Source organism: Nonomuraea sp. GTA35, from assembly GCF_041950525.1.
GTDB lineage: Bacteria > Actinomycetota > Actinomycetes > Streptosporangiales > Streptosporangiaceae > Nonomuraea.
The window spans coordinates 355,816-381,594 of record NZ_JBGNUV010000007.1 but is presented as its reverse complement, the minus strand read 5'-3'; the positions used below and the strand labels follow the sequence as shown (position 1 = coordinate 381,594).

The 25,779-nt window shown below is 74.1% G+C and carries 23 protein-coding genes; 15 read left to right on the top strand and 8 right to left on the bottom strand.

The genetic code is table 11. The features are described from left to right. Positions 1-65: 65 nt before the first annotated feature. Positions 66-647 (bottom strand): hypothetical protein, encoded by a 582-nt coding sequence (locus ACBJ32_RS31115; protein WP_375129736.1) that lies wholly within the window; start codon positions 645-647, stop codon positions 66-68. 431 nt (positions 648-1,078) lie between these two features. Here ACBJ32_RS31115 and ACBJ32_RS31110 point away from each other — a divergent pair, with 431 nt between their 5' ends. After that, complete coding sequence (locus ACBJ32_RS31110) at positions 1,079-2,098, top strand: LacI family DNA-binding transcriptional regulator (protein WP_357879891.1); 1,020 nt, start codon at positions 1,079-1,081, stop codon at positions 2,096-2,098. A 3-nt stretch (positions 2,099-2,101) separates the two neighbouring features. Here ACBJ32_RS31110 and ACBJ32_RS31105 read toward each other — a convergent pair whose 3' ends face one another. Both ACBJ32_RS31105 and ACBJ32_RS31100 read right to left on the bottom strand, forming a co-directional pair. Further along, positions 2,102-4,015 carry a primary-amine oxidase gene (locus ACBJ32_RS31105; protein WP_375129735.1) on the bottom strand — a complete coding sequence of 638 codons (1,914 nt, stop codon included), beginning with the start codon at positions 4,013-4,015 and terminating at the stop codon, positions 2,102-2,104. Positions 4,016-4,117: 102 nt separating this feature from the next. Then, complete coding sequence (locus ACBJ32_RS31100; protein WP_375129734.1) at positions 4,118-4,804, bottom strand: TetR family transcriptional regulator; 687 nt, start codon at positions 4,802-4,804, stop codon at positions 4,118-4,120. A gap of 219 nt (positions 4,805-5,023) precedes the next feature. Between ACBJ32_RS31100 and ACBJ32_RS31095 the strand changes: the two genes are divergently transcribed. The 3 genes from ACBJ32_RS31095 to ACBJ32_RS31085 all read left to right on the top strand — a co-directional run bounded on the left by ACBJ32_RS31095 (position 5,024) and on the right by ACBJ32_RS31085 (position 7,251). Further along, positions 5,024-6,064, top strand: a complete 1,041-nt coding sequence (locus tag ACBJ32_RS31095; RefSeq protein WP_375129733.1) for a TerC/Alx family metal homeostasis membrane protein — start codon at positions 5,024-5,026, stop codon at positions 6,062-6,064. A 237-nt stretch (positions 6,065-6,301) separates the two neighbouring features. Beyond that, positions 6,302-6,925 carry an RNA polymerase sigma factor gene (locus ACBJ32_RS31090; RefSeq protein WP_357879902.1) on the top strand — a complete coding sequence of 208 codons (624 nt, stop codon included), beginning with the start codon at positions 6,302-6,304 and terminating at the stop codon, positions 6,923-6,925. Positions 6,926-6,966: 41 nt separating this feature from the next. Beyond that, positions 6,967-7,251 (top strand): anti-sigma factor family protein, encoded by a 285-nt coding sequence (locus tag ACBJ32_RS31085; RefSeq protein WP_375129732.1) that lies wholly within the window; start codon positions 6,967-6,969, stop codon positions 7,249-7,251. On the opposite strand, the gene ACBJ32_RS31080 is transcribed toward ACBJ32_RS31085, so the two are convergent. After that, positions 7,211-7,522: an anti-sigma factor family protein gene (locus tag ACBJ32_RS31080; protein ID WP_375129731.1), complete on the bottom strand. Its 312-nt coding sequence runs from the start codon at positions 7,520-7,522 to the stop codon at positions 7,211-7,213. The genes ACBJ32_RS31085 and ACBJ32_RS31080 overlap by 41 nt on opposite strands. A 123-nt stretch (positions 7,523-7,645) precedes the next feature. Between ACBJ32_RS31080 and egtA the strand changes: the two genes are divergently transcribed. From egtA to ACBJ32_RS31055, 5 genes are read left to right on the top strand one after another with little or no spacing between them, the layout of a single operon-like run. Continuing rightward, positions 7,646-8,932, top strand: a complete 1,287-nt coding sequence (egtA, locus tag ACBJ32_RS31075) for an ergothioneine biosynthesis glutamate--cysteine ligase EgtA (RefSeq protein WP_375129730.1) — start codon at positions 7,646-7,648, stop codon at positions 8,930-8,932. Further along, positions 8,929-10,221 carry an ergothioneine biosynthesis protein EgtB gene (gene egtB / locus ACBJ32_RS31070; protein WP_375129729.1) on the top strand — a complete coding sequence of 431 codons (1,293 nt, stop codon included), beginning with the start codon at positions 8,929-8,931 and terminating at the stop codon, positions 10,219-10,221. Before egtA ends, egtB begins: the two co-directional genes overlap by 4 nt. 1 nt (position 10,222) lies before the next feature. Then, positions 10,223-10,930: an ergothioneine biosynthesis protein EgtC gene (gene egtC, locus ACBJ32_RS31065; RefSeq protein ID WP_375129728.1), complete on the top strand. Its 708-nt coding sequence runs from the start codon at positions 10,223-10,225 to the stop codon at positions 10,928-10,930. Between the two features lie 20 nt (positions 10,931-10,950). Further along, positions 10,951-11,931: an L-histidine N(alpha)-methyltransferase gene (gene egtD, locus ACBJ32_RS31060; RefSeq protein ID WP_375129727.1), complete on the top strand. Its 981-nt coding sequence runs from the start codon at positions 10,951-10,953 to the stop codon at positions 11,929-11,931. Continuing rightward, positions 11,928-13,412 carry an aminotransferase class V-fold PLP-dependent enzyme gene (locus ACBJ32_RS31055; protein WP_375129726.1) on the top strand — a complete coding sequence of 495 codons (1,485 nt, stop codon included), beginning with the start codon at positions 11,928-11,930 and terminating at the stop codon, positions 13,410-13,412. Before egtD ends, ACBJ32_RS31055 begins: the two co-directional genes overlap by 4 nt. Positions 13,413-13,489: 77 nt before the next feature. On the opposite strand, the gene ACBJ32_RS31050 is transcribed toward ACBJ32_RS31055, so the two are convergent. Beyond that, positions 13,490-14,197: a TetR/AcrR family transcriptional regulator gene (locus ACBJ32_RS31050; RefSeq protein ID WP_375129725.1), complete on the bottom strand. Its 708-nt coding sequence runs from the start codon at positions 14,195-14,197 to the stop codon at positions 13,490-13,492. A gap of 92 nt (positions 14,198-14,289) precedes the next feature. Between ACBJ32_RS31050 and ACBJ32_RS31045 the strand changes: the two genes are divergently transcribed. Together ACBJ32_RS31045 and ACBJ32_RS31040 are read left to right on the top strand one after the other, a co-directional pair. Then, the gene (locus ACBJ32_RS31045) at positions 14,290-14,973 is read left to right on the top strand and encodes an NAD(P)-dependent oxidoreductase (RefSeq protein ID WP_375129724.1); all 684 of its coding nucleotides are present in this window, start codon (positions 14,290-14,292) and stop codon (positions 14,971-14,973) included. Between the two features lie 58 nt (positions 14,974-15,031). Continuing rightward, the gene (locus ACBJ32_RS31040; protein ID WP_375129723.1) at positions 15,032-16,255 is read left to right on the top strand and encodes an exo-alpha-sialidase; all 1,224 of its coding nucleotides are present in this window, start codon (positions 15,032-15,034) and stop codon (positions 16,253-16,255) included. An 85-nt stretch (positions 16,256-16,340) separates the two neighbouring features. On the opposite strand, the gene ACBJ32_RS31035 is transcribed toward ACBJ32_RS31040, so the two are convergent. Continuing rightward, the gene (locus ACBJ32_RS31035; RefSeq protein ID WP_375129722.1) at positions 16,341-17,792 is read right to left on the bottom strand and encodes a hypothetical protein; all 1,452 of its coding nucleotides are present in this window, start codon (positions 17,790-17,792) and stop codon (positions 16,341-16,343) included. A gap of 108 nt (positions 17,793-17,900) precedes the next feature. On the opposite strand from ACBJ32_RS31035, the gene ACBJ32_RS31030 reads away from it, so the two are divergent. Beyond that, positions 17,901-19,250 (top strand): hypothetical protein, encoded by a 1,350-nt coding sequence (locus ACBJ32_RS31030; protein WP_375129721.1) that lies wholly within the window; start codon positions 17,901-17,903, stop codon positions 19,248-19,250. Between the two features lie 85 nt (positions 19,251-19,335). On the opposite strand, the gene ACBJ32_RS31025 is transcribed toward ACBJ32_RS31030, so the two are convergent. After that, a complete protein-coding gene (locus ACBJ32_RS31025) occupies positions 19,336-20,181 on the bottom strand; it encodes an LLM class flavin-dependent oxidoreductase (protein WP_375129720.1) in 846 nt (281 codons plus the stop codon). Positions 20,182-20,354: 173 nt separating this feature from the next. After that, the gene (locus ACBJ32_RS31020) at positions 20,355-22,253 is read right to left on the bottom strand and encodes a S41 family peptidase (RefSeq protein WP_375129719.1); all 1,899 of its coding nucleotides are present in this window, start codon (positions 22,251-22,253) and stop codon (positions 20,355-20,357) included. A 346-nt stretch (positions 22,254-22,599) separates the two neighbouring features. Between ACBJ32_RS31020 and ACBJ32_RS31015 the strand changes: the two genes are divergently transcribed. The 3 genes from ACBJ32_RS31015 (at position 22,600) to ACBJ32_RS31005 (ending at position 25,741) form a co-directional block, all read left to right on the top strand. Beyond that, entirely contained in the window at positions 22,600-23,349 is a 750-nt protein-coding gene (locus tag ACBJ32_RS31015) for a hypothetical protein (protein WP_375129718.1), read from the top strand. A gap of 95 nt (positions 23,350-23,444) precedes the next feature. Next, on the top strand, positions 23,445-25,154 hold the full coding sequence (locus ACBJ32_RS31010; protein ID WP_375129717.1) for an FUSC family protein: 1,710 nt from the start codon (positions 23,445-23,447) through the stop codon (positions 25,152-25,154). An 83-nt stretch (positions 25,155-25,237) separates the two neighbouring features. After that, positions 25,238-25,741 (top strand): MarR family winged helix-turn-helix transcriptional regulator, encoded by a 504-nt coding sequence (locus ACBJ32_RS31005; RefSeq protein ID WP_375129716.1) that lies wholly within the window; start codon positions 25,238-25,240, stop codon positions 25,739-25,741. Positions 25,742-25,779: the final 38 nt, after the last annotated feature.

The window sequence follows — 25,779 nt, the reverse complement described above, 5'->3', positions numbered from 1 at the left end:
CGACGGCGTGTTGCCCACGACGGCAGGTCGCCCACGGTGGCAGGCCGCCCGCGCGTCGCGCAGCCCTACTTGTCGTGCCCTGGCGGAGTGGTGGGGCCGTTGCCCTGGACCCGGCCCGGGGGCTCGCGTGTCTGGCCCGGAGGTACGTGCTCCGAGCTGGGGGCGACGGCCGGGGACGGGGTCCGGGTCGGGCGGGCCGCCTTCGTCTTGCCGGTCGTCGGCGTGCTCGCCGGAGCGGTCCTCGACGCTTCCCGGGCGCCTTCCGACGGCGGCACGGCGCCCCTCTCGCGGACCGGGCTCCGGCTGGAGCGGGGGCTGGTCTGCGGGATGGAGGGGGCGGTGGCGGCCTGCGGGACGGTCGAGGGGCGGCCGGAGGCGGTGGGCTCGACGGGGCCGGAGGTGGTGGGCTCGGCGGGGGCGGAGGCCGAGTGGGGGCTGATCGCGACCACCGGACGCCCGGTGCGGGCCTCGTCGGCGGTCTCCCCGCCGGTGTCCGGCGGTAAGGGGTCGAGGGAGGGGGAGCTGCCGGGCAGGGCGATCAGGACGGCGGCGAGCACCAGGTGGAGGACGCCCACCAGCAGGGCGGAGATCCGCAGCGCCAGCCCGCGGCGACGGCGCCGCCGCTCTTCGGCCTGGTCGTTCAGCATTTCCGGCACGTTCCTGCCGATGCCATGCGGGGGTGTCCTCCGGGGGCGCGTGGGGCGGGTGAGTATCTTGATCTAGGCACGGATGGCCTCGGGGGTCAAGCCCATCGTACGAAGATCACAATCGCGTATCCGCCGCACCGTCATCTCGTGGCACGCAGCCACGCGCGACACCACAGTGAGATCCCCGCTCCCGCAGCCAGCAGCGCCCACAGGGCGGGCGGCCGGCCGCCGGACAGACCCCGACGGGCCGCCACAGGGCGAGCACCGGCAGGAGGAGCTGGACGGACGACGACCCCGCCGTGCCTGACGCCGAAGAGAACGACGGGCAGGAGCGTGCTCAAATCGTTCCAAACCCCTTTGAGCCGCTGCGCTATGATCACAGCGGACAACACGCTCGCGCCGCTCACGGGACTCGAGGAACGATGTCGAGCATGAAAGAGGTCGCCCGGCTCGCCGGGGTCTCCGTCGGCACCGTGAGCAACGTGCTCAACCGGCCGGAGATGGTCGCGCCCGACACCCGGCTGCGGGTGCAGGAGGCGATCGAGCGGCTCGGCTACGTGCGCAACGGCTCGGCCCGGCAGCTGCGGGCGGGGCGGAGCCGCATCATCGGGGTGGTCGCGCTCGATCTCTCGAACCCGTTCTTCATCGACGTCCTGCGCGGCGTCGAGACCGCCGCCCAGCAGGCCGACGTCACCGTGATGGTGTTCAACAGCAACAAGGACGCCGGCCGCGAGGCGGGGCTGCTGGAGACGTTCGAGGAGCAGCGGCCCCTGGGCGTGCTCATCACGCCGGTGAACGACAGGGGCGAGGAGGAGCGGCTGAGCCGGCTCGTCGCGCGCGGCATCCCGGTGGTGCGCTTCGACAGCTCGGCGGGCCACAGCGGCGGCTGCGCCGTCGCGGTGGACGACGTGCTCGGGGGCCGGCTGGCCGGCCTGCACTTACGCGAGCGGGGGCACCGCCGGATCGCCTTCGCCGGCGGCCCCTTCACCGTCCGGCAGGTGCGCGAGCGGCGCGACGGCCTGGCCCGCGTGCTCGGCCCCGACGACACGCTGACCGTGATCCCCCTGCCCGACCTCACCGTCGCCACCGGCCGCATCGTCGGCAAGGAGATCGCCGGCCTGCCCCCCGGCGAGCGGCCCACCGCGGTCTTCTGCGCCAACGACCTGGTCGCGATCGGGGTGCTGCAGGAGATGACGCTGCGCGGGCTGCGAGTGCCCGCCGACCTGGCCATCATCGGCTACGACGACATCGACTTCGCCGCGGCGGCCGCGGTGCCGCTGTCGTCCATCAGGCAGCCGCGCGAGCAACTCGGCCACACCGCCGCCACGCTCCTGCTGGAGGAGGCCAACCAGGCCGGCGACCACGAGCACCGCCAGGTCATCTTCCAGCCCGACCTGATGGCGCGCACCTCCACGACGGCCCGCGTCCGCGTGAACGACGCTCCCGAGTGACCGTCAGGCGCCGTGCCCGTGATGCGGGGGAACGTCCAGCGTCGGGTTGCGGTCGAAGAAGCCGACCGGCTTGAGCGTGAAGCCCGTGTGCTCCACCGGCATGACCGGCCAGTCCTCGGGCCGGGGAACGTGGGTGAGCCCGAAGACGTGCCAGACGACGAGCGAGCGGCCGTCGAGGTCGCGGTCGGCGGCGGCGAAGGCGGGCAGCCCGGCGCCGCCCGGGTGCTGGTTGACCAGGAAACCGGCCGGGTAACGCTCGTCCGGGTCGTAGGCGGTGACCCACAGATGCCTGGTCGCGAACGCGGCCCGCGCCGCGATGGAGGAGCCGGGATCGGCCAGCAGCACCGGCTTGCCCTCCGGGTGGAGCGCGTAGGCGACGGGCCTGCCCAGCGCGTTGAGCGAGGCGGGGTTGGTGATGTGCCAGGTGCGCGCGGCTGACGGGTCCGCGTCGCGCTGGGCCTGGCTCTCCCTCGTCAGCGGGGTGCGCCGGAAGGTGAAGGCGTTGCCGCGCGGGTTGCCGGCCCCCATCGGGACCCGGACCGCCTCGACCTCCTCCACCCGGTTGGCCGGCCCGTCCACCGCCATGTCCAGGCGGGCGCAGAACAGGTGCTGGTGGTAGGGCGCGGCCAGGCCGGGCGCGACCTCCGTCGCGTACGCGGAGCCGCCCCGCGGGTAGGCGGAGGTGAACAGCACGCCGGTCGCCTTGACCTCGAACCCGATGGTGCCGTCGAGGTAGAGGTACCAGGAGAAGCCGTAGTCGTAGTTGCCGACCGTGGTGAAGAACGACAGCACCAGGCGGCGCTGGCGGCGGACCTCCGCCGAGCCCGTCCACAGGTCCGTGTGCTTCCACAGGATGCCGTGGTCCTCCTCGTGCAGGCAGATCGCGTTCGGCAGGGTGCGCGCGGCGCCGCGCTCGTCGGCGATGACGGCGTCGAGGTAGGTGATCTCGCCGACGCAGTCGCAGCCCCGCTCCAGGGCGTTGGCGTACTGGCCGAACAGGTACTCGCCGGCGTCGAAGTAGTTCTGCCAGGAGCGGGTGGGGGACGGGTCGGCGTAGGGCACGACCATCTCGGCGATCGAGGCCCGGTGCACGATCGGGCGCTCGCGGCCGGCGTCCCGGTCGTGGAAGGCGATCTGGTGCAGGACGAGCCCCTCGCGGACGTCGAAGCCGATCCGCAGCGACCAGTTCTCCCAGCGCAGCAGGCTCCCTTCGAGGGTGAAGCTGGGCCCCTCGGGCTGGGTGATCTCGATGGGCCGCTGCGTGGTGCGCGGGGGACCCGTGACGGCGGCGTCGTCGAAGTTGCCCGAGACCGAAGGGATCGGGACGGGGCCGGAGTCGATCACCTGGTCCACGGTGCGGTTCAGCACGTCCACGTACGCGACGAGGCCGTCCACGGGGTGCGCCCAGGCGTGGTCCTTCTCGTGCTCCTGCACGAAGGCGAGCCCGCGCAGGATGCGGCGGCCCGACTCGCCGGGGTACTCGTCGGCGTACACGCCGGCGGACAGCGGGGCCACCCTGACCTTGGAGACGTCCAGCCCGCGGCTCTTGAGCGCGGCGATCCACCGCTCGTCGGTCGCCAGCACCTCCTCGACGATCCCGAACTCCGCGTCCAGCACGGGCGGCTGGCCGTCGACCGCGGGGTCCAGCGTGCGGTCGGCGTCGATCGTCCCCCTGGTGAGCGAGACGATCACGTCACGGGGCGCCGCCCCGGCGAGGTCGAGCAGCAGGACCCGGACCCTGCGGTCGAGCGGGGTCCCCGGCGAGTAGGCGAGCAGCGCGTCCTTGGGCGGCTCCTCCAGCCCGGTGTACGCGAAGCGGGTGGTGTCCTTGAGCAGCCCGGCGGTGGCCAGCACGGTCCGGGCGGCGGCGATCTCGCCGGGCGTCAGCGGGTCGAGCGGGTGCGGCGTGGCGGTCATGGCTTCTCCCTCTGCGGAGGAACGTCGCCGTCAGCGAACACCACGGCGACGGTGATTTCCAGGGCGGCCACCACTCGCGGGAGATTCCGCAACCGGGTGTCTTCACGGCTGCTCCCGCGCGGCCGGGTTCTCCCGTGAGGCCGTTCTCTCCTGCGAGGCCGGGTTCTCCTGCGTGGCCGGCTCGTCCTGCGGGGTCGGTTCGTCCTGCGGGGCCAGGGCGGTGACGATGCGGGACAGCAGCGCCGCCCACTCCTCGTCGCCGACCCCGTGCAGATCCGGGGTTACCAGCGCGCTGCCCATCCCGAGCAGCAGGCAGAAGTGCGCCACCGCGTCCGGCGACAGCCCGGCGTCCAGCTCGGCGTCGCCCTGCGCCACCCGTACGAGGCCGGCGATCCAGGCGGCCCGCTCGCTGACGTAGTCGCGCATCGGCCCGGCCACGTCCTCGTCCCTGCGCGCGGCGACCAGCGCCTCCACGACGAGATAGCCGAGGGGGTCGCGCCGGCGGGTCAGCGTGCGCCCGATGGCGAGCAGCAGCTCCGTGACCGACCGGTCGGGGTCGGCGACGAACAGGCTGGCGAGCTGGTGCCGCCCGTGCACGCGCAGGGCGGCCACGAGCAGCTCCGCCTTCGAGCCGAAGTGCGCGTACAGGGCGCCGTTGCTCACCCCCGCGGCGGCGGCGATGTCCGCCACGCGCGTGCCGTCGTACCCGCGCTCGGCGAAGACCTCGGCGGCGGCGCGCAGCAGCCGCTCGCGCGTCTCCGCGGCGGTGACTCCCGCGATGCGTCCCATGACCGAATTTAAAATTTCGTTCAATTGTCCCGTCAAGCGCGGCTTGGGAGAGCCCTCCAGGCGGAGGCATGTCCCCCTCTGATCTAGTCTGAACCCGGCGAGGGGAGTACTTCGCAAGCGCCGGCCCGGTCATTACGGACGTCCCGCACGTCCCCGGACGGCCACCCGCTGGGTGAAGGAGACCTCGAACGGTCGGAACTGTTCGAGGGAGGTATTCCCATGTCCGCGGGGACATTTTCGCATGCCGTCGAGCTGCGCACCATCGCTTCACCGGCTCTCTGGGCCGTCACGGTCGCCGTCCTGTCGCTGCTGCTGGTGGTGGACCTGCTGATCACCCGGCGACCGCGCGAGGAGAGCATGCGCGCGTCCGCCGGCTGGTCGGTCTTCTACCTGCTGTTGCCCATGCTGTTCGGCTGCTACCTGTGGGCCGGGCACGGGGGTGGCGTGGCGGTGGAGTTCTTCACCGGGTTCGTGGTGGAGAAGTCGCTGTCGGTGGACAACCTGTTCGTGTTCATGCTGCTGCTCGCGGCCTTCGCGGTGCCGTCCGCGCTGGCGCGGCAGGTGCTGCTGTACGGCATCGTCGGGGCGCTCGTCCTGCGCGTCGTCTTCATCTGGCTCGGGGCCGCCGCGCTGCAGAGCGGCACGTGGGCGTTCCTGCTGTTCGGCGGGATCCTCATCGTGACCGCAGGAAAGATCATCAAGGATGTGCTGCGCGGCGGCGAGCAGCAGGTGGACATCTCCTCCATGCGCACGGTACGGCTCGTGCGCCGCTTCGTCCCCGTCACCGACGACTACCGCGGCTCGCGGCTGGCCGTCCGTGAAGGCGGCCGGCTCGCGCTCACCCCGCTGGCGCTGGCCGCCGTCGCGATCCTGGCCACGGACGTCGTCTTCGCCGTGGACTCCGTACCGGCCGTGTACGGGGTGACGGACGACCCGTTCCTCGTCTTCGCCACCAACGCCTTCGCGCTGCTGGGGCTGCGGGCGCTGTACTTCGTCCTCCAGGGCGTGCTGACCAAGCTGCGCCACCTCAACCACGGGCTCAGCGTCATCCTCGCCTTCATCGGGGTGAAGCTGATCCTGCACTGGGCGCACGGCATCTGGGCGTGGGTGCCCGAGATCCCGACGCCGGCCTCGCTCGGGGTCATCGTGTCGGTGCTGGTCGTCGTCACGGTGACCAGCCTGCTCGCCAACCGCCGCGACCGCGTGCGTGCCGCCCCGGCGCAGCCCGAGCCGGTCGGGGAACCGGCGGGCGAGCGCTGACGCGACGCCGGCCACGCCCGCGGGGCCCTTCCCGAGGCCTCGCGGGCGTTCCGGCCGCCGTGATGGGCCCGCACTTCCGGACAGCTTCCCGAGTCACGGCTACGCACCCCGTCAGCGGGGAAACGTCAGTGGGGGAGATTAACCTGAGCGGTGTCGTCCCGAGGTGGGGCGGTGCCGGGCTCGGGCCCGGCTCCTTGAGGTGAGATGTCCCAGCGTGCGACCGGAGGGGGAGCGATCGTGGGGTCTTTCGAGGGCGGTGGGCTGCCCCCGGATGACATCGTCGTCAGTGCCCTGCGCGCCGGCGACGAGGCGATGTTCGCGGCGCTGCTCGACACCTGGTCCAGGGGCATGCTCCGGGTCGCCAGGTCGTACGTGTCCACCGACCACTCCGCGGAGGAGGTCGTGCAGGACACCTGGCTGGCGGTGATCGACGGGATCGACGCCTTCGAGGCGCGTTCCTCGGTCAAGACGTGGGTCTTCCGCATCCTGGTCAACACCGCGAAGAAGCGCGGCGTGCGGGAGAGCCGCACGCTGCCGTGGAGCGCGTTCGAGCAGGACGGCGGCCCGTTCCGGGGCTCGGCCCAGGGCGGCCCGGCCGAGTTCGCCGCACCCTGGCCGACGCCCGAGGGCGAGGCGCTGGCGGCGGAGGTGCGCGTGCTGATCGCCGAGGCCCTCGGCCGGCTGCCGCCCCGGCAGCGGGTCGTGATCTCCCTGCGCGACGTGGAGGGATGCACCTCCGACGAGGTCTGCGAGATCCTGGAGATCTCCGCGGCCAACCAGCGGGTCCTGCTGCATCGCGCCCGCACCGCGGTACGCGGCTGGCTGGCGGACTACTACGAGTCAGTCAAACAGCCCGAATGACATCGCGCGGCCCCACCAGGCCCGCGCAACGGCGACAATAAGTGAAACGGTTCATCCCAGAGACGAGGGCGGTCAACGTCGTGAAGCGGTTCACCTGCGACGAGCTGGCGGAACTTCTCACCGCCTACCTCGAGGACGCCCTCGACCAGCCGTCCCGCGACGGCATGCAGGCGCACCTGTCCTGCTGCGAGGGGTGCGGGCGCTACTTCGAGCAGTTCCGCGCCACCATCAAGGTGCTCGGCGACCAGCCGCCGGAGAAGTTGCCGGCGCCCGTCCGCGATCGGCTCATGTCCGCCTTCCGCGAGCGCCACCGCCATCACTCGTAACACCCCTGCCCGGGCAGGCGTCCTCGCCCGTGACGCCCCGTCCCGCGAAGCTGCGCCGCAGCGCGGCCAGCACCGGCGGTGAGATGACCCCGTCGCGCAGGCAGCCCAGGGCCGCGATCGTCGCCAGCAGCTGCGCCAGCCACGCCGAGCACCCCGGGCACGCCTCCAGATGGTCCGCGACCGTCCGCTGCCGCCCCGGTGGGAGCGCCGCGTCCAGGTAGTCCGTGACCAGGGCGAGCACCTCGGCGCAGCCCAGTGAACCCTCCTCCATGCCACACAGTGCCCGTCGCGCCCCATCCGTTACGCGGAAATTCGTGTGTAACGATCCCGCGCCTCCCGGCTCTGTAGTCCCGTGCGCGCCAGCACGACCTGCGGCGCCGGCGAAGGGGAGACGATGATCGGGGTAACGGCCGAGAGCACGCCGCTGCGCGATGCCACGCAGGTGGCGGACCACGCGCGCCGGTGCTTCCGTCCCGCCGGTGACCGGGTGGGCGTGGAGCTGGAGTTCCTCGTCTTCGACCGCGCGGACCCCGGCGGGCACGTCCCGCTGGAGCGGACCCGGCGGGCCCTGCCCGCGGAGCTGCCGGGCGGCAGCCGGGTGACGTTCGAGCCGGGCGGCCAGGTCGAGCTGTCCGGGCCCGCGGGCTCGCTGCCCGACACGGTGTCCCGCCTGGCCGCCGACGTGGCCGTCGTGCGTGACGGGCTGCGCGCCGCCGGCCTGGCGCTGGGCGGCGTGGGGCTCGACCCGGTGCGTCCCCCGTGCCGCCAGCTCGGCCTGCCCCGCTACGAGGCGATGGCCGAGTTCCTGGGGGCGCCGTACGGGCCGCTGATGATGTGCTCCACCGCGTCGATCCAGGTCAACCTGGACTTCGGGCGCCGGCCGGCCGTCCGGTGGGAGCGCGCGCACGCGCTCGGGCCCGTGCTGCTCGCCGCCTTCGCCAACTCCCCGCTGAGCGGGGGCAGGCCGTACGGGTGGATGTCGGGGCGCCAGGACGTCTGGAACCACCTCGACCCCACCAGGACCAGGCCGGTCCCGGTCACGGGCGACCCCGTCGCCGACTGGGCCGCGTACCTGCTGGACGCCCGGCTGATGCTGGTGCGGGAGGACGCCGAGCGCTACCGGCCGGTACGCGACGGCTCGACGTTCCGCGACTGGCTGGAGGGCGGCGGCGGGAGACGACCCACGCCGGACGACCTCGCCTACCACGCCACCACCGTCTTCCCGCCGGTCCGGCCCCGGGGGTGGCTGGAGATCCGCTACCTGGACGCGCAACATCCGGCGAGCTGGCCGGTGTGCGTGGCCGTGACCCACGCCCTCATCACCGACGACCGCGCCGCCGGCGTCGCGATGGCCGCCGTCGCGTCCCGGCAGACGGCCCCGTACCAGGAGGAATGGGACAGGGCCGCGCGCTGCGGGCTGGCGGACCCGCGGCTCAGGGACGCCGCCGAGGCGTGCTTCCGCGCCGCGCTGGAGGCGCTGCCACGGCTCGGCGCGGACGCCACGCTGGTCGGCGCGGTGGCCGCGTTCGCCGACCGGCACGTCAGCACCGGCCGCTCGCCGGCGGCCGACCTGATGGACCCGGCGGCGCGGCACCCGTCCCCGGCGTGGCTGGACCACCACGACCCCGGCACCCCGCCCGACGAGCCCAGGCACGACCACGGACACGAAGGACGCCCATGAACGACATCAAGGAACGCATCGCCAGGGAGCTCATCGCGGTGCGCGACCGTTCGCTCACCTACACGGCCGCCGAGGACGACCTCCTGGTACGCCAGCACTCCCCCCTCATGTCCCCCCTCGTCTGGGACCTGGCCCACGTAGGCAACTACGAGGAGCTCTGGGTGCTGCGCGCCGCCGCCGGCATCACCCCGCTCCGCCCCGAGATCGACGACATCTACGACGCCTTCAAGACCCCGCGCAAGGACCGCCCCAGCCTGCCGTTCCTGCGCCCCGTCGAGGCGCGCGGCTACATCGAGGGCGTACGCGGCCGCGTGCTCGACGTCCTCGACTCGATCGACCTGGAGGGCCCGTCGCCGCTGCACCGCGACGGGTTCGTGTTCGGCCTGGTGATCCAGCACGAGCACCAGCACGACGAGACCATGCTCGCCACCCTGCAGCTCTCCGGCCGGCCGGGCCTGGTCCGCGACGGCGACCTGCCGCCGGGCCGCGCCGGCGGCCCCGAGGAGGTGCACGTCCCGGCCGGGCCGTTCCTCATGGGCACCGACACGCTGCCGTGGGCCTACGACAACGAGCGCCCGGCCACCTGGGTGGACCTGCCCGGCTACTGGATCGACCGGCTGCCGGTCGGCAACCGCGCGTACCTGGCGTTCATCGAGGACGGCGGCTACGACGACCCGCGCTGGTGGACCCCCGAGGGCTGGCAGTGGCGGCAGCGCCGCGGCATCACCGCCCCGCTGTTCTGGACCAGGGACGGCGGCGCCTGGCACCGCACCCGCTTCGGCCGCGTCGAGCCCGTCCCCATGGACGAGCCCGTCCAGCACGTGAGCTGGTACGAGGCCGACGCCTACGCGCGCTGGGCAGGCAAGCGGCTGCCCACCGAGGCCGAGTGGGAGAAGGCGTGCGGCTGGGACCCCGGGGCGCGCCGGTCCAGGCGCTACCCGTGGGGCGAGGCCGACCCCGGCCCCTCCCTGGCGAACCTCGGCCACCGCGCCTCCCACCCCGCCCCCCTCGGCGCGTACCCGGCGGGGGCCAGCGCCTACGGGGCCGAGCAGATGGTGGGGGACGTGTGGGAGTGGACCGGCTCCTGGTTCCACGGTTACCCGGGGTTCCGCAGCTTCCCGTACAAGGAGTACAGCGAGGTGTTCTTCGGAGAGGAGTACCGCGTGCTGCGCGGCGGTTCCTGGGCGGCCGACCCGGCGGCGGTGCGCACCACGTTCAGGAACTGGGACTACCCGATCCGCAGGCAGATCTTCACCGGCTTCCGCTGCGCCCGGTCGGAGCTGGTGTGAGATGTGCAGGCATGCCGCCTGGCTGGGTGCCGAGCGCCCGCTCACCTCGCTCATCGACGAGCCCGAGTACGGGCTGCTCAAGCAGTCGTACGCGCCCCGCCGCCAGCGGCACGGGCTGATCAACGCCGACGGGTACGGCATGGGCTGGTACGCCCCCGGCCGCCCCGAGCCGGTGCGTTACCGCCGTTCCGTGCCCATCTGGACCGACGCCAACCTGGCGGGCCTGTCCGCGGTGGCCCGCTCGACGTGCCTGCTGGCCGCCGTGCGCTCGGCCACCGTGGGCATGCCGGTCGAGGAGAGCGCCACCGCGCCGTTCACCGACCGGACCTGGCTGCTCAGCCACAACGGCCGCGTGGCCCGCGACGCGGTCAAGGACCTCTGCGACGGCGCCGAGAGCACCTGCGACGCCGCCTGGGTCGCCGGGGCCGTCTTCCAGCGCGGGCGCGCCGGCGCCGGCCTGGGCGAGGCGCTGGCCGAGGTCGTCCAACGGGCCGGGGAGAAGGACCCCGCCGCCCGCCTGAACCTGCTCGCCACCGACGGCACGACCATCGCCGCGACCGTCTGGGGCGACACCCTGTTCCACCACCGACTCCACGACGGCGTGCTGGTGGCCAGCGAACCGCTCGACGACCTGCCCGGCTGGCAGGCCGTGCCCGAGCGGAGCCTGCTGACCGTCACCCGCGACGACGTGACCGTCCAGCCGTTGTGAACCCGTCTCCAGGAGGCCTCGTGCCCGTCACCCAGTCCACCGTGCACGTCATCAGCCATCTTGACCGCGACTACCTGCGCCAGGCCCTCGAACACGACGTCACCACCGGCCTGACGTCCAGCCCCAAGTGGCTGCCGCCCAAGTGGTTCTACGACGCCGCCGGCAGCGAGTTGTTCTCCCGTATCACCCGGTTGCCCGAGTACTACCCGACCCGGCGCGAGCTGGCCATCCTGCGCGCGCGGGCCGCCGACGTGGCGGCCGTCTCCCGCGCGGACACGCTGGTCGAGCTGGGCTCGGGCACCAGCGAGAAGACCGTGCTGCTGCTGGACGCCCTGGCGGCGGCGGGCACGCTGCGCGGCTACACGCCGGTGGACGTGGACGCCGTCACCCTGGAGTCCGCGGCGCACCGGCTGGCCGGGCGCTACCCGGGGCTGGCCGTACGGGCCGTGTGCGCCGACTTCGAACGCCACCTGGCGCTGCTGCCCCGCAACGGGCGGCGGATGGTGGCCTTCCTCGGCGGCACCATCGGCAACCTCGAACCGGCCGCCCGCGCGGTGTTCCTCAAGGAGTTGCGGGCCACGCTGCGGGCCGGGGACACGTTCCTGCTCGGGGCCGACCTGGTCAAGGACAGGGGGCGGCTGGTGGCCGCCTACGACGATGCCGCGGGGGTGACGGCCGAGTTCAACAGGAACGTGCTGCGCGTGATCAACAGGGAGCTGGACGCGGACTTCGAGCCCGAGGCGTTCGAGCACGTGGCCCTGTACGACGAGCGGCACGACTGGATCGAGATGCGGCTGCGGGCCTCGCGGGAGATGCGGGTGCGGGTCGGCGGGCTCGGGCTGGCGGTGTCGTTCGGGGCGGGGGAGGAGATGCGGACCGAGATCAGCGCCAAGTTCCGGCCGGAGGGGCTGCGGGCGGAGCTCGCGGCGGCGGGCTTCGAGGTACGCCGCCACTACACCGACCCGTCGGAGGATTTCGCCCTGGTCCTGGCCGAGGCGTGACCACCCCCGCGTCCCCCGGCTCCGCGCCCGGTACCGGCCCCGGCGCCGGCTCCGCACTCGGCGTCGGTGCCGGGGCCGAGGCCGGGTGCGGGTTCGAGGCGGAGGCCGTGCCCAGGAGGTGGCGGGCGGCGCGGGGTGTGGTGCCGCCCGGGCATCTCGACGCGGCCGGGTGCAACGTGCCGAGCGATCGGGTGCTCGACGCGATGACGGCGCACCTGCGGCTGGAACGCGAACGTGGCGGCTACGGCGCCGTCCCCGACCTCACCGCCGCCCGTTCGGCCCTGGCCGCCCTCGTCGGCCCCCGACCGGACGACGGCGCCTCAGGAGACGCGCCGGTGCGGCCGGGAGGCGCGGGGGCGGGCGCGGAGCGCGTGCCGGCTGGGCCAGGAGGTGTGGCTGCGGGGCCGGGGCACATGCCGGTAGCGCCGGGAGGCGCGGCTGCGGGGCCGGCGGGCGTGGCGGCGGGGGCGGGGCAGGTGGCGTTCCTGGAGAGCGGGACGGCGGCGATGGCGGCGCTGCTGGGTGGATGGCGGCTCGGCCCGGGCAGCCGCGTCGGCTGCGCGCGCACCGAGTACGGCAGCACGCTGATGCTGCTGCGCCGCCTGGCCGCCCGGCGCGGCTGGCGGCTCGTCGAGCTGCCGGTGGACGGCGACGCCCGCATCGACCCCGACGGCGTACGGGCCCGGCTGGCGTCGGGGCTGGACCTCGTGGTCGTCTCGCACCTCGGCTCCCATCACGGCGTCGTGCAACCGGTGCCGGAGATCGGGGCCCTGTGCCGGGCGGCGGGGGTGCCGTTCGTGCTGGACGTCTGCCAGTCGCTGGGGCACGTGGAGGTACGAGGAGCGGGGGCCACCGCCTACGTGGGCACCTCCCGCAAGTGGCTGGCCGGCCCTCGCGGCGTCGGCTTCCTGATCGTGCCCGGCCTTACCCCGGCCATGGACGCCCCGGCCCCCACCCTCAGCGGCCACCTCTGGAGCGGCCTCCCGCCGGAGCCCGGCGGCGTGTGGGACGAGCCGTGGCCGGAGGGCGGCGGCCGGGCGCGGGGAGGGGAGACGTCGCAGTGGGCCGGCGCGGTGCCGGTTGAGGGAGCGGCGCGTTACGAGAGCTCGGAGGGTCCCATCGCCGCCAGGGTGGGGCTCGGCGTCGCGGCCCAGGAGCACCACGTGCTCGGCCCGGCCGCCGTCCACGCCCACCTGGCCGACCTGGGCCGCACGGCACGCGGCCTGCTCGACGGGGCGGGCGGCTGGCGGGTGGCCGAGCCGCTCGACGAGCCCTCGGCCCTCGTCACGCTCACCCCGCCGCCCGGCGACACGGCCGAGCGCGCCGCCGCCCGCGCCGCCGAGGCGTCCCTGCTGGTCGGCGTCGTCCCTACGGCCCGCGCCCCGCTGCACCTGCGCGAGCCCGTCCTCCGCGTCTCCCCGCCACCCGGCACCCCGCTCGACACCCTGCAAGCCCTGGCCCGCGTCCTCGCCACCACCTGACCGGCCCCGGACCGCCCATTCCAGGACCGTCCGTTCCGGACTGTCCGTCCCGAGCCGCCCGTCCCGCGCTGCCCGGTTCAACGGCCGGCGGGCAGCCCCAGGGAGGCGATGAGGTCGCGGATCTCCTCCCGGTACAACTTCTCCGGATGCCGGGTCTGCGTACGCAGATGCCCGTGCACCTCCAGGGCGACGAGCCCGTGCATGCGCCCCCACACCCGCAGCGCCAGCGCGACGGCGGCGGGCGGCAGCCCCGGATGTGACGCGCGGACCTCGTCGGCGAGGCCGGGCCCGAAGTCCGACCAGTCGTGCCCGCCCTCGGGCTGCCGGCCGGCGGCGTGCGGCCAGGCCGCGGCCACGAGCGTGACGAGCCCGGCGCAGGCGCGGCGCTCCGCTTCCGGGGCGGGCCCGCCGGGCGGGGGCCGGTAGTCCGGGACCGGCTCGCCGTAGACCAGCCGGAACCCTTCGGGGTTGGCGGTGGCCCAGCCGCGGAACGTCTCCGCCCACGCCAGCAGCCGCCCGGCGGCGTCCTCGGCGGGCAGGGCGCCGCAGGCCTTGTCGATCTCGTCGATGAGCCCGGTGTAGACGTCGTCGATGAGGGCGGTGAGCAGGTCGTCGCGGGTGGCGTAGTAGCCGTAGAGCGCCCCGGCCGTCATCCCCATCCGGCGCGCGATGGCCCGCAGGGTGACCGCGCCCGGCCCGCCCTCGGCCAGCAGCGCCATGGCGGTCTCCTTGATCTCCCGGACCGTCTGGGCCCGGAGCCGCTCCCGCCTGCTCCCGTCGATCACGTTGACACCCTACCGCGTTCAGTGTCTAAGCTGTGCTCACTAACTACACGGCGTTCAGCAACTGAACGCCGTATAAGGAGGAGTGCGGGTTCATGCGTATCGGAGTGTTCGGAGCCACGGGCGTCATCGGGTCGCGGGTCGTCGCGGAGGCGGTGCGACGCGGGCAGCACGTCACCGCGTTCACCAGGGACGCCTCTCGCGTCCCCGCCGACGCGGGGGAGGTCGCCTGGCGCGTCGCCGACGTCCTGGACGTGCCCGGCGTGACGGCCGCCGTCGCGGGGCTGGACGTGATCGTGAACGCGCTCAACACCGGCCGCGACATCGCTGAGACGATCGCCAACGCCCACGTGCTGCCCGCCGCCGCCCGGTCGCTGCTCCAGGCGCTGGAGTCGCACCCCGCCGCCCGGTTGATCGTCGTCGGAGGCGCGGGAAGCCTCGAGGTACGCCCAGGGCTGCAGGTGGTGGACACCGAGGGCTTCGCCGAAGGGCTGCCGGAGCATCTCGGCGTCCCGGAGGAGTACGTCAAGGTCGTGCTCGCCCACCGCGAGGCGCTGGCGCTCTACCGCCTGTCCAACCGCAACTGGACCTACCTCAGCCCCTCGGCGGCCCGCGTCGAGCCCGGCCGGCGTACCGGCAGGTTCCGCGTGGGCGGCGACCGGTTGCTGGTACGCGAGGACGGCACCAGCGACATCTCCGCCGAGGACCTGGCCGTCGCCGTCGTCGACGAGGCCGAGCTGCCCCGCCACGTCCAGCGGCGCTTCACCGTCGGCTACTGATCGAGGAGGTTGGCCGCGGGGCCCGCGTGGGGATCATCACTGCGAGATGGAGGCGATCATGCAGAGATTACGCACGCTGGGCGCCGCGATCGGCGCCGTCGTGGCCGTGGCGGTCACCGCCTCGCCCGCCGCGGCCGCGCAGCCGCCCACCTACACCTGGCACAAGCAGACCCTGTGGAGGCAGTACACCAGCACCGACCCGGCCACCGGTGCGACGGTCACCACCTGCTACCGGCTCCCGGCCGTCGTCAGGACCGCCAGGAACGTGCTGCTCGCCTTCGCGGAGCGGCGCAACAGGAACAACTGCGCCGACCACGGCGCGTTCGACGTCGTCATGCGCCGCTCCACCGACAACGGCGTGACCTGGGAGGCGAGCAGGACCGTCCTGGCGAGCACCGCGGGGGCGGCACTCCAGGGGAACGCGACCGTGGTGGCTGACTCCGCCGGCCCGGTGTTCCTGTTCACGACCTCCGAGCCGACCCCGACCCAGACCACGCCCCGCACCCCGAAGGTCCAGGTCAGCACCGACGACGGGCGTACGTGGTCGGCGCCCGACGACCTGTCCGGCGAGATCAAGGCCCCGGCGGGGGCGGGCGACTGGTTCGCCACCGGCCCGGGGCACGGGATCCAGCTCACGCGCGGCGAGCACGCGGGCCGGCTCGTCGTGCCCGTCTACTTCGCCGTGGGGAGCCGGCAGAGCGTACGGCTGGTCTACAGCGACGACCACGGCGGCTCCTGGAAGATCGGCGCGACCGCCACGTACGACAAGTCGGTGCTCAAGCTGGGCGAGCAGACGCTGGTCGAGAGGACCGACGGCAGCATCCTCGTGATCGCGCGCAACGGCGCCGTCCCCGACGACCAGACCTCCGTGCACGGCCTGGCCCGCGGCGTCAGCAGGGACGGCGGGCTGACCTTCGACGGCGGCTTCCGCGCCGACAGCGCCATCACCGCGCCGCCTACCCACCCCGCCCTGCTCCGCCAGCGCTGGGACGGCGGCCCGTACACGCGCATCCTGCTGTCGGCGCCCGCCACCCCCAAGACGAACAACAACGCGGTGGGCATGAACGTGCGCTCCTCCTTCGACGAGGGCGCGACCTGGCGCAACCACAACGGCACGACCGACAACGCCGGGGTGCGGATCGACGCGGACCACGCCGGGTACTCGGACATGGCGCTACTCGGCAACGGCGCGATCGGCGTGCTGTACGAGGCGGGCGCGGCCCGCTTCCGCGACGAGATCCGGTGGAACTGGTTCTGGGAGAGCGCCATCGGCCTGCGCTGAGCGGTTCGCCCCAGGTCGCCTCAGGTCGCCTTCAGTCGCCCCGGGTCGATGCGCGAGGTCGTGCCGATCGGCGAGCCGGCGCGGCTCAGCCGGGGGCGAAGAGCCGCTCGACGGCCGCCGACACCCGGCGCGCGAACGGTGACGCGCTGGCCGGCCCGTGGAAGGGCTGCGTGGCGCCGTCCGTGACGGCCTCGACGGTGGCGAGGTCCGCGCCGGGATGGCAGACCACGTCCGCGGGCGGCAGGTCGGCGAGCAGGAACTCGCCGTGGTCGGCGCGGGCGGCGGACGGGTGGGCGGCGCGGCGGACCCAGCGCGGGTGGTCGTCGCGGTCCAGCCGGTAGACGCCGGGCCCCTGGCCGGCCGCGACCCGTACGGAGGACTCGCCGCGCAGCCGGACCCGTATGGAGAACGGGCCGCCGCGCTGGGTCGCGCGCAGCAGGCTGACCTGGTTGAACTCCTGCGGGTCCGCCAGCCAGCTCACCCGCCCGCCCAGCATCACCACGAGGTGGGCCAGCACGAACGGGGGCACGCCGACGGCCTGCTGGTTGACCGCCGACACCTCGGTGCTCTCGTCGCAGCGCCACCTGATCGCCGACAGGTAGACCCGCTCGCTCGGCGTGATCAGGCCACGCAGGCCGAACAGCCCGGCGACGCCGTACCTGCGCCATCCCCAGACCGCGATGCGCTCCGCGCACTCGACGAGCAGCGCGGCGGCCGGCACCGGCCACGGGCGCGACCAGTCGTGGCCGGCGCTGCACAGCGGGCCCACGCCCAGCTCGGGGACGCCGGTCGTCTCGTGCGAGGGCCGGTCCACGTACACGCTGACCCCGCCCGCGCCGTCCGGGACGCTGAGCACGGTGACGGCGCACGGCCAGCCCTCCACGTACGCGGCCACCCGGTACGGGCCCAGCAGTCGCGCAGCCCTGGCCATGTCGTCGTCGCCCGAGACGATCACGGTGCCGCGCCCGCCGGAGACGCCGCCCGCCTGCACCACGACCCGCTCGGCGCCGACCGCGCGCCGCAGCTCCGCCAGGCTCGGCAGCCGCTCGGCCGGTACGCAGCGGATCCGCGCCACGGCCGGCACCCCCGCCGCGCGCAGCAGGTCGTCGAACAGGTGCCTGGCCTCGATCGTGGCACGCACGCCCGCGTCGATCGCCGCGACCGTGCCGCCAGGGCCCGCCAGCTCCTGGAGCTGGGCGCCCGTGTGGCAGGTGGCGATGACGGGCGGGCGGTCCAGCTTGACCAGGTGCCGGGCGGCGTCGTGGCGCACGCGCCGCAGCCAGCCGCGCCGCTCGGGCACCGAACGGCTGCCCGTGTGCTCCTCCGCGGCGACGACCATGCCGGGCAGCGCCGGGTCCCACGCCGAGTAGCAGCCGATGCCCAGCGCGGGGCGCAGCGCCTCGATGGGCATCGGCCCGGTGTAACCGGTGCGCAGGGCGGTGCTGTACCGGTCGACGACGACCAGGGGCCTGCCCGCCAGCGCGCCCAGCAGTTCGGCGTGAGCCGCCTCGGCCGCCGCCCCGTCCATCCCTGCCATCCCGCCTCCTTCTCGTCCGCCGGTCACGTCACGGTCCGCTCTCTTGACGGTGCGCTGCGTACGGCGCATCGTCGAGGGCACCGCGATGTGAAGCGATGTGAAGATGAGATGCCGCCACGGCGCACCCGCCCCGTCGTGAACCGGGCCCTGGCCGCGTTGATCGAGCAGGCCGGCTGGACGCACGCGGCCACCGCGCAGCACGTGAACGCCGTCGCGGCGGAGAGCGGCGAGCGCCTGCACTACGACCGCTCGGCGGTGGGGCACTGGCTGACCGGCACCGTGCCCAGGCCCGAGGCGGTGCACGCGGCCGTGGAGGCGTTCCGCCGCCGGCTCGGCCGGCCGGACCTCTCGCCGCGGCACCTCGGCTGGCCGGACCCCGCCGTCGCCCCGCCCGCCGACGACCCCTGGGGCGGCGACCCGGTCGCCCGGCTGGCCACGCTGGGCGAGGACGACCTGCTCAACCGCCGTACCGTGCTGACCGCCGGCACGTTCACCCTGGCCGCGCTGTCCGGCCTGGCCATCAGGCGCGGGACCCCGAACGCGCCAGGCAGCGCCTCCCGCGCGGGCGCCGGCGACGTGGCCCGCCTGCGCGCCGCCACGGCGGCCTTCGCCGACCTCGACGACCAGTACGGCGGCGGCCACGCCCGCGCCGCCGTCGCCGCCTACCTGTCGCGGGAGGTGACACCGCTGCTGCGCCGGGCGAGCGGGCGCACCCGCCCCGACCTGTTCACCGCGGCGGCCGAGCTGAGCTACCTGGCCGCGTACATGGCCATGGACGCGGGCGCGAACGTCCTGGCCCAGCGCTACTACATCAGCACCGTACGGCTCGCGGACGAGGCCGGCGACCTGGTGCTGCGCGCGACGGCCTTACGCAGCATGGCCGTGCAGGCGGCCGAGCTGGGCCACGACGGCGAGGCGCTCGCGCTGGCCGACGCCGCCGCCTCGGCCCTCGGCGGGCACGGCCCCCGGCGCATGCTGGCCTGGATCACCGGCATGCGCGCGGAGGCGCACGCGGCGGCCGGCACCCGCTGGGACGCGCTGAACCTCCTGCACCGCACCGAGTCCCAGCTCGAACGCGCCGACTCCCCGCCGGAGACCGAGTGGCTGGGCAACTACCGGCGCGAGTCCCTGGAGCACCAGATCGGCCTGACCCTCACCCAGCTCGGCGACCACGCCACCGCCGCCCGCCACTTCATGGCGTCGATGGAGGCGCGGCGGCCGGTCGAGCTGCGCACGCGGGTGCTGATCGGGCTGCGGGCGGCGCACGCCTGCCTGCGCGCCGGCGACCCGGAGCAGGCCGCGGTCACCGTCCTCGGCCTCAGCGACGACGTGCGGCTGATCGCGTCGGCCCGGGTGCACGACGAGCTGCGCCGCCTGCGGGCGGGCTGGCAGCCGTACCGCGCCAGCCCGCTCGTCGCCGAGGCGGACGGCGCCGTGTCGGGCCGGGACCACACCTGACCCGGCGCAGCCGGCTGGGACAGGGCGGCCCCGAGCGCCCGGCCCCGAGCGCCCGGCCCCGAGCACCCGGCTCAGCGCGCCCGGCTCAGAGCAGGTCGGCGAAGCGGTCGACCTGTTCGGGGTCGCGTCCGAAGCAGTAGAGCATGACCTCGTCCGCCCCGAGATCGCCGAGCTGCGCGACGGCGTCCCGGATCGCGCCGGGGGTGGTGAGCATCCCCGAGACCATGTAGTCCGCGACGCCGGACGAGGCGTAGTAGGCGGCCATCGCCGCCCGGGCCTCGTCGATCACGGGCTCGGGCCCGATGGCGGCGCCGACCTGGGCGACGATCCGCGGCGAGCCGTCGCGCCCGTGTGCCTTCCAGGCGGTCCGCACGGTGTCGAACAGCCCGCCGGCCCAGGAGGGCGGGGCGGCGGCCAGGAAGCCGTCGCCCCAGCGGGCCACCCGTTCCAGCGCGCGGGGCTTGAAGCCGCCGATCAGCACCTCGGGGCCGCCCGGCCTGGCGGGTGCGGGCCCGACGGGGCCGGCGCCGGCCCCGTACGGCTCGCCGGACCACAGGCGCCGCATCGTGGCGAGCTGTTCGTCCATGCGGCGGCCACGGGTACGCAGGTCGGTGCCGGCGGCCACGTGGTCGTCCGCCCGGCCGCCGATGCCGACGCCCAGGACGAACCGGCCGCCGCTGAGCCGGTCGAGGGTCGCGGCCTGCTTGGCGAGCAGCGCGGTCTCCCGCAGCGGGGGCAGGAGGACTTCGGTCTGGAGCCGGATCCTGGTGGTGGCGCCGGCGAGGACGGCGAGGGTGACCAGCGGCTCGGGGTTGTCGTAGACGAGACGGTCGAGCAGGCCCAGGGTGGTGAAGGGGCCCGCTTCGGCCCTGCTGGCCCAGTCGAGCAGCGACTCGGGGTCGGTGACGGGCAGGCCGAGGCCGACGTGCATGGAATTCCTCCGAACGAAGAGACGGCAAAGAACCGTGCCGCCCCTTCGGCACCCCGTGGCGCGGGGTGTGCGCTTCCGCTCTGCGGCGTACTTCTGGAAAGCGCTGATTCGAGTGGTGATCATCCTACAGCAGCAGCGAAGGGCCCCGCACCAGTGCGGGGCCCTTCAAGCGATCACTGCGGCAGGATCGTCCGGGCGGCGACCAGCTCGCCGCCCTGGAACCCCTCCACCCGGATGACGTGCGCGGACCCGGCGCCCGGCACCGGCACGGTCGTGACCTGCTGCGTCACGTCCACCGACGCCGTGGGCCGGCCGTCGAGGTAGATGTCGGCCCGGTCCACGAGCGCGGTCGTGAGCGTCACCTGCGCGGCGGAGACCTGCACGTCGAGCCGCCGCACCGGCTGCCCGGAGAGGATCTCGCCGGCCTTGGCGAGCAGGTCCTCGTTGCCCTGCAGCACGTCCTTGCGGGTCATCCGGTGGCGGAAGTCCGGCACCACCCCGAGGTCCTCGACGGGCGTACCTGCCAGGTCGTGCACGCGCAGCGTGCGCCGGATCGACACCCGCATGCCCGCCCCGCCGGGCAGCGGCTGGTACGGGCTCCCCGAGGCGGGGGAGGGCAGTTCGAGCAGGAGCTTGAGCAGCTCGTGCGTCCACACGTTGGCGCCGCCCGCGCCCGTGTTGTCGTCCGTGCCGAGGATCTTGCCGATCTTGTGGTCCTGGAAGCCACCGGCGAAGATGTCGGTCGCCGAGTAGCAGAGCGCGTTGGTGATCAGCACGACGGGGCCGAAGTACTGCTGGCCGATCGCGTTCGCCCCGTCGGCCGGGGTGATGGAGAACGCGCCCGAGTAGACGGCGCCCGTCTCCAGCGCCTGCTCCATGGACGGGCACCAGGGGCCGAGGTCGATCTGGCCGGTCGGGTTCTCCCGGTGCTGGCGGCAGATCCGCAGGTTCAGGTTCGTCGTGATGAACTGCGTCGGCTCCGGCACGATCGGGCGTGGCGTGAGCGTCTGCAGCAGGAACTCGCTGGCGAAGATGTGCCCGCCGCCGTTGTCGCGGACGTCCAGGATCAGCCCGTTCTGCGGCAGCAGCCCGATGAGCCGGACGAACTCGCGGACGAACGCGTCGGGATCGTTGACGCTGAAGCTGAACACGCGGATGTGGCCGAAGGTGCCCGACGGCGTGACGACGCTCCTGGCGCGGAAGAAGCCGGGCATGGAGGTGGGGATGTCCGCGCCGGCCTCGGCGGGCTCGGCCGTCAGCTCGGCGCCGCCCAGGCTCTCCTGCGGGGTGACGGCCTCGGGCACGTACAGCAGCTTGAGCGCCCGGGAGATCTCGTCCGCGCCGAGGTCGAGGCCCTGGGCCGTGGCGGCGACGGACAGCTCGTCGGCGTTCACGAACGGCGGCAGGTTGTCGCTGACACGCCAGGTCTCGCTCAGCTCGCGGCGGATCCCGTCCTGGCCGACGTAGGTGAGCACCACCCAGGACTCGTCCGGCGGCACGTGCACGCGCAGCGGCCTGATCGTCATCGACTGCAGGCCGCGCGCGTGCCGGGCCGCCGGGTTGCTGCCCGCGAACCTGCTCGCGTTGATGTCCACCGCCCGGTCGATCGGGATGCCGTTCCAGTGCGTCACCTCGACGCCGGGGCCGAAGCCGGGGGCGGAGAAGTCCTGCAGCGTCCTGGTGACCACGTAGTGGCGCCGCTCGCCGTCGTAGTGCTCCTCGATGAGGTACGGGAGGAAGGCGATCTTGCCGGAGAACGGCTGCGGCAGCAGGTAGTTGGTGTGCAGGTCGCGTACCGAGTGGAAGATCTCGGACAGGTCGGCGTGGAAGCGCCATTCCGGGTCCATGGTCTGCGGGGTCTGCCTGCTCAGGCGCACGGCGAGCAGCCGCAGCCGCTGTACCGGGTTCACGGCGTGCATCGCGGCCTTCAGCGGCAGATGCACGTAGTTCTGCTCGATGAGCACCAGCGCCTGCTGGACCAGGAGTCTCCTGTCGTCGAGTGTGAGTTTGTCCGCCGTGCGCAGGAAGTCATCGAGCTCCTGCTTCGCGACCCCGCTCGTGGGCTCGGTCATCTTCGTCCACCCGTTCCGGTCGTCCGCGCGGAAATCCTTCCCGCGCTCGAATACCGGCACGCTTTCACCGGGGGCGCGAGTGCCGCCACGGGAGGCGTCCTAGGGGTTTCCCTAGCGTGCGCGGATTCCGCCTGCCGAAGCGGCACCACCACCGCACCGGGGGCGCAGGTGCCGAAGTCGCGCGGACGCGGTGCCGCCGATCAGCAGGCCGCCGGTGATCAGGACATCGTACGAGGCGCTCAAGCGTCTCTCCTCCGCCACGCAGGGGCTTCTCGGCTGTCGCGGCGGGTGTGGAACGTGCTATTCAAAGATCGTAATCGTGGCTCTTGGGTGGATTGGGGTGGGGATGGAAGTCGGGTTCAACGAGTTGTACGCGGCCTGCCAGCCGATCGTCTACGGGGACATGGCGCGGGGGAGGCAGGCGCTGACGGCGCTGCTGCCGGAGGCGTGGCGGCGGGGGCCGCGCTGGGGGCTCGCGATGATCCACGCGATGCTCGCCGACCTCCACGGCCGGGCCGGGGACGTGCCTGGCGGGATCGAGCACTTCCGGGCCGCGGTCGACCTGGGCTGGAACGACTGCCTGTCCATCTGGTCCGATCCCGGCTTCGCCGGACTGGCCCGCAGCCCGCACTTCGCCGGCATCTACGGTCGCGTGTGGATCTCACCCGCCGATCTGGAGGAACTGCGGTGGCTGCGCGCCGAGGCCACCGCGATCTCCCAGCAGCTCAGCTGGATCGCGGCGGAGAACATCGGCCGGGTCGACCACGGCTCCACCGACGTCTTCCACGCCCCCCTGCCCACCCGCGCCCCCGACGGCGCGGGCGTGCTCGCCGCCCGCATGTCCCTGGCCATCATGCAGCGCATCGGCCTCGACCTCGTCGCCTCCTCGGACATCACCCGCATCAGCGGCCAGATAGCCGTGGACGCCATCGGTGAGTCCGCCTACTCGCAAGGGGACATCTGGCGCTCGGCGGACCTCGCGGGATCCCGGGCCGCCGCCCGCCACGCCTCCGCCCAGGCCCGCGCCTTCCGGCCCACCCCTGGGCTGTCCACCGTGCCGGTCCCCGCCTCCACCCTCCCGCGTACCGGTTGGTGAACCACGGACCACGCGGCGCGATCCCGCCCGCCCATCGAGCTGGGTACCTGGTCGAGCGATTATTTTACGAGTAAAACACCCGGTAAGCTTTATGGGTGAGTGCCATCCCCTTCCACCAGTTCAGGCCCCGTGTCCGCATGCCCGTCCGAGCCGCGCTGCGCCTCGCGCCCCTCGGCGACATCTGGCACAAACCCGCCCTCAGTGGGGTGGCCGCACTCGCCGTGGTGCTGCTCGCGCTGCTCCTGGCGGGGCGGCTGGACCTGACCCTGTACGCCTCCGCCGGGGCCATGTGCGCCCTGTACGGGCACGGCCTGCCGTACGCGGCCCGGGCCAGGGCTCTGGGATGGGTCGTGCTGGGGATGCTGGCCGGCACCGCCGCCGCCCTCGTCACGGCGGCGCTCACCGACTCGGTCGCCATCCGCGTGGCGGTGGCCGCCCTGCTGGCGGGGTTGCACAAGGCGGCCTGCGACGCGACCAGGATCGGCCCGCCCGGCAACGTCGTGCTCACCTTCATCGCGGCCAGTGCCGCCTTCGTCCCCGAGCAGCGCCTCGCCGACGTCCCCGCGCACGTGGGGCTGGGGGTGCTCGGCGGGCTCGTGGCCTGGGCGGTGGGGATGGCGCCGGGCCTCCTCCGCCCTGACGGCCCGGAACGCATCGCGGTCGCCCGCGCCCTGGAGGCGACGGCCCGGCTCCTGCACGCCCGCGACGAGGACGTGTGCGGCGTGCGGGATGGCGACGCCCGGCAGGCGCGCCATGCTGCGGCGACGGCCGTCAACGCCGCGTGGCAGACGCTGCTGCGCGCCGGCGATCGGCGAGAAGGGCTGCGACGGCTGCTGGTGCGGGCCGAGTCGGTCGCCGCCGCCCGCATCGGCGACCGAGAGCCCAGCGACCGCGAGGTCAGCGACCGCGAGGGCTGTGATCGCGAGCCCATCGACCGTGAGCCCGGCGGCGGGGTGGATGCCGACACGCTGCTGGGGTGGGCGCGCGAGCTGCGCAAGGGCCGCCCAGTCCCGGAGCCGCCGCTCTGCGACGCGCGAACGCAGGCCGCCGAGCAGGCGGAACTGACCGGCATCGCAGCCGAGCGCGTCGAACGGACAGGACGACCCGCAAGCTCGCCGCCGGCTCTCCTGGCCCGCTGGTGGCGGGTCGTCGTGATGGTGGCCGGCGGGGCGGCGCTTGCGGGGTGGGTGTCGATGGCGCTCGGCGTGGGCAGGCCGTACTGGGCCGTCGTGACGGCGGCGGCCGTGTTCGCCGCGAACACCACCATGTCGTGGAGCCGCGCGCTCCAGCGCGTGGTGGGCAACCTGCTCGGCGTCGCCCTGTTCACCCTGATCGTCCCCGTGACCAGGTGGGGCGCGGTGGCGCTCGTCGTGGCCGTGCTGGTCCTGCAGTTCGTCACCGAGGCGGCGATCACCCGCAACTACTGGCTGGGCAGCGTGTTCGTCGCCCCCATGGCCATGCTGATGACCGAGTTCGCGGGGGCGGAGCCGGTGTCCGCGCTCGTGGCCGATCGCTGGCTGGACACCTGCCTCGGGGCCGCCGCCGGGCTGCTGGCCTGCGTTCTGCTGCCCGACCGGCGGGCCGCCGCCCGCGTACGGGATGGGCTGGAACGGCTGGAGCGGCTGGTCGAGGAGCCGCCCACCGGGGGCCGCGCAGCTCGCGACCGGTTGCGTGCCGCCCTGGTGGAGCTGCGCGAGGCGGCCGACATCGCGGCGGGCGAGTGGTGGAGCGCGGCGCTGCCGCAGGAACGGATCGCCGCCGCCGAGCGGGCCGGCCACCACCGGCTGGCCGAGCTGCCGGCGTGACCTCGGCCGTGGTCGGCGCAGGCGCCGCCGGCGCGTACGATCGTGAGCCACCGGACACCCCCGGCACAGGAAGGATCGGGCACGTGGAGGACGCCGTGGCGGTCGCGCTGCGCCAGTGGCGGAAGGTCCTCCCCGACGCCGATCTCGACACGATCGCCGTCATCGGCCGGCTCAACCGGTGCACCGCCCTCCTCCACCAGGCCACCGACGCCCCGCTCGGCCGCGCGGGGGTGAACAGGGCGGAGTTCGACCTGCTGTGCGCGCTGCTCAGGGTAGGCGGCGAGCTGACGCCGGGCCGGCTGGCCCGCGAGACGTTCGCCTCGGGGGCGGCCGTCACCAAGCGGGTGCGGCGGCTGGAGGAGATCGGCCTGGTCGCCCGGCGCGTGGACGACCGCGACCGCCGCGTGGCCCACCTGTCGCTCACCGAGCGGGGCAGGGAGTTCATCATGCGGTTGATGCCCGAGCAGCTCGAGTACGAGACCGCGCTGCTGTCGGGCCTGCCCGCCGAGAAGGAGCGGGAGCTCGCCGGCCTGCTGGCGGAGCTGCTGCTGATGCTGGAGGGCCGCCTGGGCGGCACGATCGGGTAGCCGCCCCGGCCGGCGACCGGAGGAGCGCGCCGCGCGTG

What these genes read in the sequence shown, in the direction of transcription:
- ACBJ32_RS31115 (WP_375129736.1), bottom strand. Translation starts at nt 647, where the DNA reads ATGCTGAACGACCAGGCCGAAGAGCGGCGGCGCCGTCGCCGCGGGCTG.
- ACBJ32_RS31110 (WP_357879891.1), top strand. Translation starts at nt 1,079, where the DNA reads ATGAAAGAGGTCGCCCGGCTCGCCGGGGTCTCCGTCGGCACCGTGAGC.
- ACBJ32_RS31105 (WP_375129735.1), bottom strand. Translation starts at nt 4,015, where the DNA reads ATGACCGCCACGCCGCACCCGCTCGACCCGCTGACGCCCGGCGAGATC.
- ACBJ32_RS31100 (WP_375129734.1), bottom strand. Translation starts at nt 4,804, where the DNA reads ATGGGACGCATCGCGGGAGTCACCGCCGCGGAGACGCGCGAGCGGCTG.
- ACBJ32_RS31095 (WP_375129733.1), top strand. Translation starts at nt 5,024, where the DNA reads ATGTCCGCGGGGACATTTTCGCATGCCGTCGAGCTGCGCACCATCGCT.
- ACBJ32_RS31080 (WP_375129731.1), bottom strand. Translation starts at nt 7,522, where the DNA reads ATGGAGGAGGGTTCACTGGGCTGCGCCGAGGTGCTCGCCCTGGTCACG.
- egtA (WP_375129730.1), top strand. Translation starts at nt 7,646, where the DNA reads ATGATCGGGGTAACGGCCGAGAGCACGCCGCTGCGCGATGCCACGCAG.
- egtB (WP_375129729.1), top strand. Translation starts at nt 8,929, where the DNA reads ATGAACGACATCAAGGAACGCATCGCCAGGGAGCTCATCGCGGTGCGC.
- egtC (WP_375129728.1), top strand. Translation starts at nt 10,223, where the DNA reads ATGTGCAGGCATGCCGCCTGGCTGGGTGCCGAGCGCCCGCTCACCTCG.
- ACBJ32_RS31045 (WP_375129724.1), top strand. Translation starts at nt 14,290, where the DNA reads ATGCGTATCGGAGTGTTCGGAGCCACGGGCGTCATCGGGTCGCGGGTC.
- ACBJ32_RS31040 (WP_375129723.1), top strand. Translation starts at nt 15,032, where the DNA reads ATGCAGAGATTACGCACGCTGGGCGCCGCGATCGGCGCCGTCGTGGCC.
- ACBJ32_RS31035 (WP_375129722.1), bottom strand. Translation starts at nt 17,792, where the DNA reads ATGGCAGGGATGGACGGGGCGGCGGCCGAGGCGGCTCACGCCGAACTG.
- ACBJ32_RS31030 (WP_375129721.1), top strand. Translation starts at nt 17,901, where the DNA reads ATGCCGCCACGGCGCACCCGCCCCGTCGTGAACCGGGCCCTGGCCGCG.
- ACBJ32_RS31025 (WP_375129720.1), bottom strand. Translation starts at nt 20,181, where the DNA reads ATGCACGTCGGCCTCGGCCTGCCCGTCACCGACCCCGAGTCGCTGCTC.
- ACBJ32_RS31020 (WP_375129719.1), bottom strand. Translation starts at nt 22,253, where the DNA reads ATGACCGAGCCCACGAGCGGGGTCGCGAAGCAGGAGCTCGATGACTTC.
- ACBJ32_RS31015 (WP_375129718.1), top strand. Translation starts at nt 22,600, where the DNA reads ATGGAAGTCGGGTTCAACGAGTTGTACGCGGCCTGCCAGCCGATCGTC.